Origin of the sequence: Enterobacter cloacae (assembly GCF_011078175.1) — a bacterium.
Taxonomy (GTDB): Bacteria; Pseudomonadota; Gammaproteobacteria; order Enterobacterales; family Enterobacteriaceae; genus Enterobacter; species Enterobacter cloacae_Q.
Map to the genome: position 1 here is coordinate 1 of NZ_JAALCJ010000013.1, position 13,611 is coordinate 13,611.

The 13,611-nt window shown below is 55.1% G+C and carries 12 protein-coding genes; 9 read left to right on the forward strand and 3 right to left on the reverse strand.

Going from position 1 to position 13,611, the window contains the following annotated elements; genetic code table 11:
- Positions 1–464 precede the first annotated feature (464 nt).
- The 3 genes from aphA to G6Q29_RS20190 all read left to right on the forward strand — a co-directional run bounded on the left by aphA (position 465) and on the right by G6Q29_RS20190 (position 2,063).
- Positions 465–1,178 (forward strand): acid phosphatase AphA, encoded by a 714-nt coding sequence (aphA, locus tag G6Q29_RS20180; RefSeq protein WP_003860292.1) that lies wholly within the window; start codon positions 465–467, stop codon positions 1,176–1,178.
- A 112-nt stretch (positions 1,179–1,290) separates the two neighbouring features.
- On the forward strand, positions 1,291–1,707 hold the full coding sequence (locus G6Q29_RS20185; RefSeq protein WP_022650227.1) for a secondary thiamine-phosphate synthase enzyme YjbQ: 417 nt from the start codon (positions 1,291–1,293) through the stop codon (positions 1,705–1,707).
- A 2-nt stretch (positions 1,708–1,709) separates the two neighbouring features.
- On the forward strand, positions 1,710–2,063 hold the full coding sequence (locus G6Q29_RS20190) for an MmcQ/YjbR family DNA-binding protein (RefSeq protein ID WP_165466892.1): 354 nt from the start codon (positions 1,710–1,712) through the stop codon (positions 2,061–2,063).
- A gap of 3 nt (positions 2,064–2,066) precedes the next feature.
- Here G6Q29_RS20190 and uvrA read toward each other — a convergent pair whose 3' ends face one another.
- Positions 2,067–4,889, reverse strand: a complete 2,823-nt coding sequence (gene uvrA / locus G6Q29_RS20195; protein WP_003860287.1) for an excinuclease ABC subunit UvrA — start codon at positions 4,887–4,889, stop codon at positions 2,067–2,069.
- Positions 4,890–5,140: 251 nt separating this feature from the next.
- Between uvrA and ssb1 the strand changes: the two genes are divergently transcribed.
- Positions 5,141–5,665, forward strand: a complete 525-nt coding sequence (ssb1, locus tag G6Q29_RS20200) for a single-stranded DNA-binding protein SSB1 (protein ID WP_003860284.1) — start codon at positions 5,141–5,143, stop codon at positions 5,663–5,665.
- A 62-nt stretch (positions 5,666–5,727) separates the two neighbouring features.
- On the opposite strand, the gene G6Q29_RS20205 is transcribed toward ssb1, so the two are convergent.
- Positions 5,728–6,009, reverse strand: coding sequence for a YjcB family protein (locus tag G6Q29_RS20205; protein WP_165466893.1), 282 nt, complete (start codon positions 6,007–6,009; stop codon positions 5,728–5,730).
- A 658-nt stretch (positions 6,010–6,667) separates the two neighbouring features.
- On the opposite strand from G6Q29_RS20205, the gene G6Q29_RS20210 reads away from it, so the two are divergent.
- The gene (locus tag G6Q29_RS20210) at positions 6,668–8,233 is read left to right on the forward strand and encodes an EAL domain-containing protein (RefSeq protein WP_165466894.1); all 1,566 of its coding nucleotides are present in this window, start codon (positions 6,668–6,670) and stop codon (positions 8,231–8,233) included.
- Positions 8,234–8,239: 6 nt separating this feature from the next.
- Here G6Q29_RS20210 and soxS read toward each other — a convergent pair whose 3' ends face one another.
- Positions 8,240–8,566 (reverse strand): superoxide response transcriptional regulator SoxS, encoded by a 327-nt coding sequence (soxS, locus tag G6Q29_RS20215; RefSeq protein ID WP_165466895.1) that lies wholly within the window; start codon positions 8,564–8,566, stop codon positions 8,240–8,242.
- A gap of 98 nt (positions 8,567–8,664) precedes the next feature.
- Between soxS and soxR the strand changes: the two genes are divergently transcribed.
- The 4 genes from soxR (at position 8,665) to G6Q29_RS20235 (ending at position 13,551) form a co-directional block, all read left to right on the forward strand.
- Positions 8,665–9,123, forward strand: a complete 459-nt coding sequence (gene soxR / locus G6Q29_RS20220) for a redox-sensitive transcriptional activator SoxR (RefSeq protein ID WP_003860275.1) — start codon at positions 8,665–8,667, stop codon at positions 9,121–9,123.
- Between the two features lie 310 nt (positions 9,124–9,433).
- Complete coding sequence (locus tag G6Q29_RS20225) at positions 9,434–10,105, forward strand: glutathione S-transferase family protein (protein ID WP_165466896.1); 672 nt, start codon at positions 9,434–9,436, stop codon at positions 10,103–10,105.
- Positions 10,106–10,402: 297 nt separating this feature from the next.
- Entirely contained in the window at positions 10,403–11,752 is a 1,350-nt protein-coding gene (gene ghxP / locus G6Q29_RS20230) for a guanine/hypoxanthine transporter GhxP (protein WP_006810466.1), read from the forward strand.
- Positions 11,753–11,904: 152 nt separating this feature from the next.
- The gene (locus tag G6Q29_RS20235; protein ID WP_165466897.1) at positions 11,905–13,551 is read left to right on the forward strand and encodes a Na+/H+ antiporter; all 1,647 of its coding nucleotides are present in this window, start codon (positions 11,905–11,907) and stop codon (positions 13,549–13,551) included.
- Positions 13,552–13,611: the final 60 nt, after the last annotated feature.

Below are 13,611 nucleotides of genomic sequence, written 5' to 3' on the forward strand. Positions count from 1 at the left end.
ACGCTTACCGAGCCTACGGGCTGGTTGTTCTCCCTCTCCCTGTGGGAGAGGGCTGGGGTGAGGGCATCAGACCGCAGTAAATTTCGCCCGGTGGCGCTACGCTTACCGAGCCTACGGGCTGGTTGTTCTCCCTCTCCCTGTGGGAGAGGGCTGGGGTGAGGGCATCAGACCGCAGTAAATTTCGCCCGGTGGCGCTATGCTTACCGGACCTACGGGCTGGTTATTCTCCCTCTCCCTGTGGGAGAGGGCTGGGGTGAGGGCATCAGACCGCAGTAAATTTCGCCCGGTGGCGCTACGCTTACCGGACCTACATGTCCCATCCACGCTTTGTGATCGTCTTCTTTTTATTCAGCTCCATAAGTAAAAACTCCTTTCCTTCCCCTCCCGCTGGGGTTATGGTCGGATAGTTTTTTGACCATCCGCTCAAAATAAAAAGATAACAAACTGAATATTCAGGGGAAAATATGCGCAAGATCACACTGGCGCTCAGCGCCGCCTGCTTATTGTTCTCGCTTAATAGTACCGTTGTTGCGCGGGCTTCTGCACCCACGCCGCTTTACACCGGCACCACCGCCGCCATACTTGCCGAACAGGCCCCCATTCACTGGGTTTCAGTAGCACAAATCGAAAACAGCCTGACGGGTCGCCCGCCGATGGCCGTGGGCTTCGATATTGATGATACCGTTCTCTTCTCCAGCCCCGGTTTCTGGCGCGGCAAAAAAACGTACTCCCCGGACAGCGAAGCCTATCTGAAAAACCCAGAATTCTGGGAAAAGATGAACAACGGCTGGGATGAGTTCAGTATCCCGAAAGAGGTTGCCCGCGCGCTGATCGCCATGCACGTAAAGCGCGGCGACAGCATTTACTTCGTGACCGGACGTAGCCAGACCAAAACCGAAACCGTCTCGAAAACGCTACAGGATGATTTCCTGATCCCGGCGGCCAGCATGAATCCGGTCATTTTTGCCGGGGACCAGGAAGGGCAAAACACTAAAACTCAGTGGCTGGAAAAGAAAAATATCAAAGTGTTCTACGGTGATTCAGATAACGACATCACCGCGGCGCACGACGTGGGAGCCAGAGGCATCAGGGTGTTACGCGCCTCGAACTCCACCTACCGACCGCTGCCGATGGCCGGAAAATTTGGTGAAGAGGTGATTGTTAACTCCGAATACTGATGCATTTACGGCGGGGTGGATGCTTTTTTAATCAAATCTCGCCGCGCGGGTTTTACCTTTCGCTTTCTTGCTGCACACTTAGAAAGATTCACCTTTCATAATGGAGCAGCACATGTGGTATCAACAGACCCTGACCTTAAGCGCAAAGCCACGCGGATTTCACCTTGTGACGGACGAAGTCATCGGGCAAATCCGCGACCTCTCGCGCGTCAAAACGGGTTTGCTGCATCTGCTGCTTCAGCACACGTCTGCTTCTCTCACGCTCAATGAAAATTGCGATCCCACCGTCCGGTCTGACATGGAGCGGCATTTTCTGAAAACCGTCCCGGATAACGCCCCGTATGAGCATGATTACGAGGGGGCGGATGATATGCCCTCGCACATCAAATCCTCTTTGCTGGGCGTCTCGCTGATGCTGCCGGTCCACAACGGACGGCTACTGCTGGGTACGTGGCAGGGGATCTGGCTGGGAGAACATCGCATTCACGGTGGTTCGCGTAAAATTATCGCAACGCTACAAGGGGAATAAAGATGACAATTTCGGAGATACTTCAGTACTGCATGAGTAAGCCGGGTGCGGAACAAAGCGTTCACAGCGACTGGAAAGCCACGCAGATCAAAGTGGGGGATGTGCTGTTCGCGATGGTGAAAGAGGTGGATGCGCGACCTGCGGCATCACTGAAAACCAGTCCGGAACTGGCCGACTTACTGCGCCAGCAGCACCATGATGTCAGGCCAAGTAAGCATCTGAATAAAGCGCACTGGAGTACGGTGTTTCTCGACGGCTCGCTGCCAGATTCGCAAATCTACTACCTGGTGGACGCGTCGTATCAACAGGCGGTAGAACTGCTGCCGGAAACGATCCGACAGCAGCTCTCCGTGTGACGATTACAGCAACGGTTTGAGGAAGCGCGCGGTGTGCGAGGCTTCGCACTCTGCAACGGTCTCTGGGGTACCGGAGACGAGAATTTCACCGCCGCCGCTGCCGCCTTCCGGGCCGAGATCGACAATCCAGTCTGCGGTTTTAATCACGTCCAGGTTGTGCTCAATTACCACGATGGTGTTGCCCTGATCGCGCAGCTGGTGCAGCACGTCCAGCAGCTGCTGGATATCCGCAAAGTGCAGGCCGGTGGTCGGCTCATCCAGAATGTACAGCGTCTGACCGGTACCGCGTTTGGACAGCTCGCGAGCCAGCTTCACGCGCTGCGCTTCACCGCCGGACAACGTTGTCGCTGACTGCCCCAGACGAATATAGGTCAGACCCACGTCCATCAGGGTTTGCAGCTTACGCGCCAGCGCAGGGACGGCGTCAAAGAACTCGCGCGCCTCTTCGATGGTCATATCCAGCACTTCGTGGATGGTCTTGCCTTTGTACTTAATTTCCAGCGTTTCGCGGTTATAGCGCTTACCTTTGCACTGGTCGCACGGCACGTAGATATCCGGCAGGAAGTGCATCTCAACCTTGATCACGCCGTCGCCCTGGCACGCTTCACAGCGGCCTCCGCGCACGTTAAAGCTAAAACGTCCTGGCGTATACCCGCGCGAACGCGCTTCCGGCACGCCGGCAAAGAGTTCACGTACGGGCGTGAAGACGCCGGTATAGGTTGCCGGGTTGGAGCGCGGCGTACGGCCAATGGGACTCTGATCGATATCAATAACCTTATCGAAATGCTCCAGCCCCTGAATGTCGCGGTACGGTGCAGGTTCGGCCAGCGTTGCGCCGTTCAGCGCCGTCTGTGCAATCGGGAACAGCGTATCGTTGATCAGCGTCGATTTACCGGAACCGGACACGCCGGTGATGCAGGTAAACAGCCCGACAGGCAGCGTCAGGGTCACGTCTTTCAGGTTGTTGCCGCGCGCGCCGGTCAGCTTCAGCACTTTTTCCGGGTTCGCCGCCACGCGCTGTTTTGGCACTTCGATTTTGCGCTTGCCGCTCATGTACTGACCGGTCAGCGACTCGGGCACCGCCATAATGTCTTTCAGCGTGCCTTCTGCCACCACCTGTCCGCCGTGCACGCCAGCGCCCGGGCCGATGTCGATGACGTGGTCCGCGGCGCGGATTGCATCTTCGTCGTGCTCGACCACGATAACCGTGTTGCCGAGGTTACGCAGGTGAACCAGCGTGCCGAGCAGGCGTTCGTTGTCGCGCTGGTGCAGGCCGATAGACGGCTCATCCAGCACGTACATCACGCCGACCAGACCGGCACCAATCTGGCTCGCCAGACGAATACGCTGGGCTTCTCCGCCGGACAGCGTTTCAGCCGAGCGGGAAAGCGTCAGGTAGTTCAGGCCGACGTTCACGAGGAACTTGAGGCGATCGCCGATCTCTTTCAGCACTTTTTCAGCGATTTTCGCGCGCTGGCCGGAGAGCTTCAGGTTATTGAAGAAGTCCATCGCGTGACCAATGCTCATGTCTGAGATGGTCGGTAGCGCCGTGTTTTCCACAAACACGTGACGCGCTTCGCGACGCAAACGTGTCCCCTCACAGGTGGCGCAGGAGCGGTTGCTAATAAACTTAGCCAGCTCCTCGCGCACCGCGCTGGATTCGGTCTCTTTGTAGCGGCGCTCCATGTTGTGCAGCACCCCTTCGAACGGGTGTCGACGTACGGAGGTGTCACCGCGATCGTTCATGTACTTGAACTCAATGTTCTCTTTGCCGGAACCGAACAGGATCACTTTATGTACGTTCGCGCTCAGGCTGGCCCACGGGGCTTCAACGTCGAACTTATAGTGTTCTGCCAGCGATTTCAGCATCTGAAAGTAGTAAAAATTACGCTTATCCCAGCCGCGAATGGCGCCACCCGCCAGCGACAGCTCCGGGTTCTGGATGACGCGATCGGGGTCGAAATACTGCTGAACGCCAAGGCCGTCACAGGTCGGGCACGCGCCCGCCGGGTTGTTGAACGAGAACAGGCGCGGTTCCAGCTCGCGCATGCTGTAGCCGCAAATCGGGCAGGCGAAGTTAGCGGAGAAGAGCAACTCTTCCGCTTTCGCATCGTCCATGTCTGACACTACCGCCGTACCGCCCGACAGTTCCAGCGCCGTTTCAAAGGATTCCGCCAGACGCGTGGCCAGATCTTCACGTACCTTGAAGCGGTCAATCACCACTTCGATGGTGTGTTTCTTTTGCAGCTCCAGCTTTGGCGGATCGGAGAGGTCACACACTTCGCCGTCGATACGGGCGCGGATATAGCCCTGGCTTGCCAGGTTTTCCAGCGTTTTGGTGTGTTCGCCTTTACGCTCTTTAATAATGGGCGCCAGCAGCATCAGGCGTTTGCCTTCCGGCTGCGACAGCACGTTATCCACCATCTGGCTCACGGTCTGGGCCGCCAGTGGGACGTCGTGATCCGGGCAGCGCGGCTCGCCCACGCGCGCATACAGCAGGCGCAGGTAGTCATGAATTTCGGTAATGGTACCGACCGTTGAACGCGGGTTATGCGAGGTAGATTTTTGCTCAATAGAAATAGCCGGGGACAACCCTTCAATATGGTCGACATCCGGTTTTTCCATCAGCGACAGGAACTGACGTGCGTACGCTGAAAGTGATTCAACGTAACGACGCTGTCCTTCGGCATACAAGGTGTCGAAAGCCAGTGAGGATTTGCCAGACCCCGAAAGCCCGGTCACGACGATGAGTTTGTCGCGAGGGATTATGAGGTTGATATTCTTGAGATTGTGGGTGCGGGCGCCCCGAACTTCGATCTTATCCATTCACCTTTCCCGGTTGGAACACGGATTGCCTGATTTGTTTGAAGGACAAACGGCTGTCAGAAACGGCTAATTATGACACAAAATGACCTGTTTGAATATACAGTATTGGAATGCATTTTCTGATTCACTGTGTAACAATGTCGAGTTCGCGAGAGAAGTCTGGAACATGCTACGCAACTATCAAAGTGTCGTATGGAAATGGTACACTCGCGCGTTTACACTATTAAGAAACGTATTCAGGAGACACGAACATGGCCAGCAGAGGCGTAAACAAGGTGATTCTCGTCGGTAATCTGGGCCAGGACCCGGAAGTACGCTACATGCCGAGTGGTGGTGCAGTTGCCAACATTACGCTGGCTACTTCCGAATCCTGGCGTGATAAAGCGACCGGTGAAATGAAAGAGCAGACCGAATGGCACCGCGTTGTGCTGTTTGGCAAACTGGCTGAAGTGGCCGGTGAGTATCTGCGCAAAGGTTCTCAGGTCTATATCGAAGGCCAGCTGCGTACCCGCAAATGGACCGATCAATCCGGTCAGGAAAAATACACCACGGAAGTGGTGGTAAATGTTGGCGGCACCATGCAGATGCTGGGTGGTCGTCAGGGCGGTGGCGCACCAGCAGGTGGCGGCCAGCAGCAGGGCGGTTGGGGCCAGCCACAGCAGCCGCAGGGCGGCAACCAGTTCAGCGGCGGCGCGCAGTCTCGTCCGCAGCAGCAGTCTGCCCCGGCACCGTCTAACGAACCACCAATGGACTTCGACGACGATATTCCGTTCTGATATCCAGACGCGTAAATCAAAAAAAACCCAGACACCTGTCTGGGTTTTTTAATAACAGGCGATCAGGTAATCACCATCGGCCAGTCTGGCGGAGTGTGGCTCATGGCTTCAACCATCACCACTTTAATGTTTTCCCAGACGGCAGACATATCCATCAACGTAATGCCGAGCAACCCTGTCGCGAACCAGCATGCGGCTCCCAACCCTAACAGGGTACTAATCACCGCCAGACCCGCGTAGTCGGACTTTCGGAACTGAATGTTTAACGTGCTGGCCAAAAACATCAAAACCGCGCTCAACAACGGCCAGCGCAGGAGCACCATGCTGGTGGTAATGGTTGCCATAAAACCCATCCTCGACAAAACAGACGAACTGGAATGAAACAATGTTTCTCGTTACATAAGATGTGTGAACTATATCACATTTGATGTTTTATTAGCCAGTGTCACATTGAGGAAAAATGGGCGATTTATCACCCTGGAGAATATATCTTTGTCAGCGGGGCTGGGGCCTCAGCCCCGCGTCGGTGTGGGCATGTGCGCATACAGCAGATGAAAACGCGGCCCATGCAGGGAACGCGGCGCGTGAGTCGTTTTACGGGAAAATGGAAACGCTATTTGTCGGGCGTCGCAAAAAATAATGTGGTCGCATCTGATGATGAATAAATCAAATACCGAAACATCCACGAACAATTATCACGACGTTGCGGGTTCATCATGCATCTTTTTCAAGCGCTCAGACGTTTGGTTAAATCAACGATTCTCTATTGTGCTAACTTAAACCACCCGGATGTGCTGGATAATTATTTCCTTAATAGAAACTGAACGAATACTTTCAGTTTAGCTTACGGGAAAATATTATCGGCATCATGAATTTTAGGATTTTTAATACCAAAAGTCAGTTGCTAACTTCGCATGATTCATGCAACGTAATCACCTGTTTATCAAAGCAGCCGGCCTTCATTGCTACAGGCGTACAACATTCAGGGATACAGAGCGGGAAATGAATCGTAGCGCGCGGCGCAAGATGCTCAACGTGGTCGGGATTATCATGGTCGTTATGCTGCCGGTGATGCTTGCGCTATGGTTTGCCAAGCTTCGAGCCGTGTCAGAAATCAGCGCCGAGCTGCGCACCTTTGCTGAACTTGCTTTAAACAAAACTGAACGGGTAATTCAACAGGTTGATCTGGCTCGGGAAGAGGCGGAAAAATATCAGGGTAACATTTGTACGCCGGCGCATCGTCAATATATGTTGAACGTTGCCCGCGGTCGTCTTTTTGTTGCCGATTTAATTTATGCTGAAGGGCAGCGTTTTCGTTGCTCGACCCTTTTCACTCCGGACCATCCTTACATTATTCCCGCAGCCAATTACACACGTAAACCCGACGTTGCCATCTATTATTTTCGCGACACGCCATTTTTTTATGGTTATAAAATGATATATATGCAGCGCGGAAATTACGTCGTCGTGGTTAATCCGCTTTCGTACAGTGAGGTGATGTCAGACGATCGTTCCCTGTCGTGGGGAGTGTATGACACCGTCAGCAATGCATTCTTTTCTGTCAGCCAGAAAGCCAATATTCCTTTAATGCATTCGATGATTGGGCATCAGGAAACGACTTTTCAGAAAGGGGACCGTTTTTATACGATTGTAGAATCGGCGCAGCGACCCATTGCGGCGATAGTTTCAACGTCCAGTGCTCGTTTTTATAAAACGCTTTATCATCAGGCTACCCTGACGCTACCGCTGGGGATGATTTGCAGCATTATTATTCTGCTGGTGTGGTCGCGTACACACCGTGAATTGAATTCGCCTGGCCGTCGTCTGCACCGGGCGCTGAATACACGCCAGCTGTGCGTCCATTATCAGCCCATTATTGATATTAAAAATAACCAGTGCGTAGGGGCAGAGGCGTTGTTGCGCTGGCCGGGATTCAACGGGCAGGTTATGAGCCCCGCGGAATTTATTCCTCTGGCAGAAAAAGAGGGGATGATTGCGCGCATCACGGACTACGTCGTGGAGGCGGTGTTCAGCGATCTGGGGCATTTCCTTGCCGCTCATCCTCATCTGTATGTCTCAATAAACCTGTCGGCCTCGGATTTCCACTCCTCGCGTCTTATCGCCCTCATCTCCGACAAAGCCCGCTTTTACTCGGTCCGCGCGCAGCAAATCAAAATTGAGGTTACGGAACGTGGTTTTATTGATGTGCCTAAAACCACGCCGGTCATCCAGGCGTTTCGCCAGGCGGGCTATGAGGTGGCGATTGATGATTTTGGAACCGGCTACTCTAATTTGCATAACCTCTATTCGCTGAACGTCGATATCCTGAAAATCGACAAGTCCTTCATTGATACCTTAACCACCAACAGCACCAGTCACCTGATTGCCGAACACATCATTGAGATGGCGCAAAGCCTGCGGCTGAAAACCATTGCGGAAGGGGTCGAGACGGGGGAGCAGGTGAGCTGGCTGCTGAAACGTGGCGTGCAGTATTGTCAGGGATGGCATTTCGCGAAAGCGATGCCGCCGCAGGCATTTATGGCCTGGCAGCAGCAACCTTCGCGTTAATACGCATTAATTAAGCCGATGGCGATAGTCGCTCGGCGTACGGTCAAACTCGCGGCGGAAGACGCGGGAAAAGGTCTGCTGCGACACATAGCCCAGATCCATTGCGATATCAAAAATGGGCCGCTGCGTTGAGCGTAACGCCTGCGCTGCCAGCAGGAGCCTGCGCTGGCGAATATAGTCACCCAGCGTTTGATGCATTACGGTGCGGAACATTCGCTGTAAATACCATTTCGAATAGCCCGACTTTTTAGCGACCACATCAATGTTCAACGGCTGGTCGATATGTTCATCAATCCATTCAATAAGCGTCTGAATAATTTGCTGATGCGACATTAGGTTACCCCTCTGTGGAGACATCTGTCCTGGTTGATTCGTCGTTTTCTCTGCGGGGGAGTATAATTCCTCAAGTTAACTTGAGGTAAAGAGGTTTTATGGAAAAGAGATTACCGCGCATTAAAGCGCTGTTAACCCCTGGCGAAGTCGCGAAGCGAAGCGGCGTAGCGGTGTCGGCGCTTCATTTTTATGAAAGCAAAGGGTTAATAAAAAGTATCCGTAACGCCGGGAACCAGCGTCGCTACACCCGTGACGTGCTCCGCTACGTGGCGATTATCAAAATTGCGCAACGTATTGGCATCCCCCTGGCCACCATCGGTGACGCGTTCGGCGTTTTGCCGGAAGGGCACTCGTTGAGCGCGAAAGAGTGGAAGCAATTGTCATCCCAGTGGCGAGAGGAGCTGGACAGGCGCATCCACACGCTTGTTGCACTGCGCGATGAGCTGGACGGCTGTATTGGTTGCGGGTGTTTATCACGTAGTGATTGTCCGTTGCGAAACCCCGGCGACAGGCTGGGCGAGCAGGGGACGGGGGCGAGACTGCTGGAGGAGGATTGAGGTCTGTTTGCCAGTTAAGCGAAGCGCTGCACCGCAAAACAAGCATAAAGAACTAAAGCGCCACTAAGGGCGCTTTAGTTTTTTCCGGTCTTTGTCTTTCTCTCTATCCCGCTGGTTCTCGGGAGGGTTTCCCCCGACATCAGTACCCCTCGTGTCGAGCTTGTGGAGGAGGTTCCGGTTTGTACTGATACCTTAATTCTATGCCCGGCCGCCGTTTTTGCCACCGGAAAGGATGAGTTTTTAGCCGAATTTTTTTCGTGAAGTTGTTCAGTTTTCTATAGTTAAAAAGTATGAATCACCGGAGAACATCATGCTAACGGTCCACCACCTTAACCAGTCTCGTTCACATCGCGTCCTCTGGGCGCTGGAAGAGCTGGGTCTGACGTATGAGATTGTGCGCTACCAGCGCGAAAAAACCATGCTCGCGCCAGACGCGCTCAAAAAAGTCCATCCGCTGGGAAAATCCCCTGTCCTGGAAGATAACGGACTGGTTCTGGCCGAATCAGGCGCAATTCTTGAATATCTTCAGGAAACATACGATCCGGCCTCACAATTCAAACCGTTAGATCCTGCCCATAAAGTGCAGTATCGCTTCTGGCTGCATTACGCCGAAGGCTCTCTGATGCCGTTACTGTTAATGAAGCTGGTGTTCAACAGCCTCGGTAAACCACCCGTGCCGTTTGGCCTGCGCACGCTGGGTAAGGCGCTGGGGCAGGGAGTGCAAAAAGCGTATCTCAACCGCCAGCTGGAAACGCATGCACGCTTTATTAACGATCATCTCGCCGAAAATAGCTGGTTTGCCGGCGACACGCTGACCATGGCTGATATCCAGATGAGTTTTCCTGTCTTTGCCCTGCTGGCGAGAGGCGGCATCGACAATCTCGACCACATAGAGGCGTGGAAACAGAGGGTGGAGGCACGTCCGGGCTGGCAGACAACGCTTGCGAAAGGCGGCCCGCTGACGATCCCCGGCGAGGGCTGAAATGTAACGAAATTGCGCATGGACGATAACGTTTGCGCATCCTCTGCTTAATTCTTCATCGCCGTGAGGCTATTTTAGCGAAAAACGAGAAAGTTCAGTTGAAAAGGGCGGGTATTAGGCTAGATAATCGTTTGCCTACATTTGACCACCCGTTTTGTAAGCGCGGAGCTAAACGTTTGCTTTTTTTGTGACGCCCCTTTCGTCGCAAACGCAGCACAAGGATTTGACGTTTCGCTGGCAGTGGAGTCTCCACCACGCTTACGGACTTTCAATAAAAATTTTCAGGGGATGTTTTCTATGTCTACGCCATCTGCGCGTACCGGCGGTTCACTTGACGCCATGTTTAAAATTTCTGCTCGCGGCAGCACCGTGCGCCAGGAAGTGGTTGCCGGTCTGACCACGTTTCTGGCGATGGTGTACTCCGTCATTGTGGTGCCAGGCATGCTCGGCAAAGCCGGCTTCCCGCCAGCGGCGGTCTTCGTTGCCACCTGCCTGGTTGCGGGTGTGGGTTCGATTGTGATGGGCTTGTGGGCGAACCTGCCTCTGGCAATTGGTTGCGCCATCTCCCTGACCGCGTTTACCGCCTTCAGCCTGGTGCTGGGTCAGCATATCAGTGTCCCGGTAGCGCTCGGCGCGGTATTCCTGATGGGGGTACTGTTCACCGTGATCTCTGCTACCGGCATCCGTAGCTGGATTTTGCGCAACCTGCCGCAGGGCGTGGCGCACGGCACCGGTATCGGCATCGGCCTGTTCCTGCTGCTGATTGCCGCCAATGGCGTGGGTCTGGTCATCAAGAATCCGCTGGACGGCCTGCCGGTTGCGCTGGGTAACTTCGCGAGCTTCCCGGTGATCATGTCGCTGGTGGGGCTGGCGGTGATCATTGGCCTGGAAAAACTGAAAGTGCCGGGCGGCATTCTGCTGACCATTATCGGCGTGTCCATTGTCGGCCTGATCTTCGATCCGACCGTTCACTTCTCCGGTATTTTCGCCATGCCTTCGCTGAGCGATGACAAAGGCAACTCCCTGATTGGTAGCCTGGATATTGTCGGCGCGCTGAACCCGGTGATCCTGCCAAGTGTGCTGGCGCTGGTAATGACCGCGGTATTTGACGCCACCGGCACCATCCGCGCGGTGGCCGGTCAGGCGAACCTGCTGGATAAAGACGGCCAGATTATTGACGGCGGCAAAGCGCTGACCACCGACTCCCTGAGCAGCGTTTTCTCTGGTCTGGTGGGTGCGGCGCCTGCGGCTGTGTACATCGAATCCGCAGCGGGTACGGCGGCAGGCGGTAAAACCGGCCTGACGGCCATCACCGTTGGCGTGCTGTTCCTGCTGATCCTGTTCCTCTCTCCGCTCTCTTATCTGGTGCCAGCTTACGCGACCGCACCTGCGCTGATGTACGTCGGCCTGCTGATGCTGAGCAACGTGGCGAAAATCGACTTTGCTGACTTTGTTGATGCCATGTCTGGCCTGATCACTGCGGTATTCATCGTGCTGACCTGTAACATCGTGACCGGCATTATGATCGGGTTCGCCTCGCTGGTGATTGGCCGTCTGGTCTCCGGTGAGTGGCGCAAGCTGAACATCGGCACCGTGGTCATCGCCGTTGCGCTGGTGGCGTTCTACGCGGGCGGCTGGGCCATCTGAATTGACTTTTTATGCGAAAACGGGTGGCTCAGGCCGCCCGTTTTTATTTTCAGGACTCATCCCGTTGTCTTTTACGTTACTCTGGAGAGGATAGAATAAGAGGCACGACGCCTCAGGTTTGGCTTATAAGATACACAGCAAACAGGGAACGCATGGAAATTTTCTTCACAATACTCATCATGACCCTTGTGGTCTCATTATCCGGGGTGGTTACACGCGTACTGCCCTTCCAGGTCCCCCTGCCTTTAATGCAAATAGCTATCGGCGCGCTGCTGGCGTGGCCGACGTTCGGTCTGCACGTGGAGTTCGATCCGGAACTGTTCCTCGTGCTGTTTATCCCGCCGCTGCTGTTTGCCGATGGCTGGAAAACGCCGACGCGCGAATTTCTTGAGCACGGGCGAGAAATCTTCGGTCTGGCGCTGGCGCTGGTGGTGGTTACCGTCGTCGGGATTGGCTTCCTGATCTACTGGGCCGTACCGGGGATCCCGCTTATACCCGCCTTTGCGCTGGCCGCCGTGCTGTCGCCTACCGACGCCGTGGCGCTGTCCGGCATTGTGGGCGAAGGGCGCATTCCAAAGAAAATCATGGGCATTTTGCAGGGCGAGGCGCTGATGAACGACGCCTCTGGCCTGGTCGCCCTGAAGTTTGCCGTGGCGGTTGCCATGGGGACCATGGTCTTTACCGTCGGCGGCGCGACCCTGGAATTCTTCAAGGTGGCGATTGGCGGTATCCTCGCGGGCTTCGTAGTGAGCTGGCTGTACGGACGCTCGCTGCGCTTCCTCAGCCGCTGGGGCGGCGATGAGCCTGCCACCCAAATCGTGCTGCTGTTCCTGCTGCCGTTTGCCTCTTACCTGATTGCCGAACACATTGGCGTGTCGGGTATTCTGGCGGCGGTAGCCGCGGGGATGACCATCACCCGCTCCGGCGTTATGCGCCGCGCGCCGCTGGCGATGCGCCTGCGCGCGAACAGTACCTGGGCTATGCTCGAGTTTGTGTTTAACGGCATGGTGTTCCTGCTGTTGGGCCTGCAACTGCCGGGCATTATGGAATCCTCGCTGATTGCGGCGGAGGCGGATCCAAACGTTGAAGTCTGGATGCTGTTTACCGATATCGTGTTGATCTACATGGCGCTGATGCTGGTGCGTTTCGGCTGGCTGTGGACGATGAAAAAGTTCAGCGTTCGTTTCCTGACCAAAAAGCCGATGGAGTTTGGCTCCTGGACCACGCGCGAGCTGCTGATTGCCTCTTTCGCGGGCGTACGCGGGGCGATTACTCTCGCCGGTGTGCTCTCCATTCCGCTGCTGCTGCCGACGGGTGACGTCTTCCCGGCGCGCTACGAGCTGGTGTTCCTGGCGGCGGGCGTAATCCTCTTCTCGCTGTTTGTCGGCGTGATTATGCTGCCGATTCTGCTGCAACATATTGATGCGGGTGATTCCTCGCAACAGCATAAAGAGGAGCGGATTGCCCGCGCGGCAACGGCGGAAGTGGCGATTGTCGCCATCGAGAAGATGGAAGAGCGTCTGGCCGCCGATGCAGAAGAGAATATTGATAATCAGCTGCTGAAGGAAGTCAGTTCACGCGTGATCGGTAATTTGCGCCGCCGTGCTGACGGACGTAACGATGTGGAAAGTTCGTTGCAGGAAGAGAACCTCGAACGCCGTTTCCGCCTGGCGGCGCTGCGCTCCGAGCGTGCCGAGCTGTATCACCTGCGCGCGACGCGCCAGATCAGCAACGAGACGCTGCAAAAGCTACTACACGATCTGGATCTGCTGGAAGCGCTGTTGATAGAGAATCAGTAGCGCTGTAATTGCCCGGTGGCGCTGCGCTTACCGGGCCTCCGTGCTCGATCGGTTCCCTCT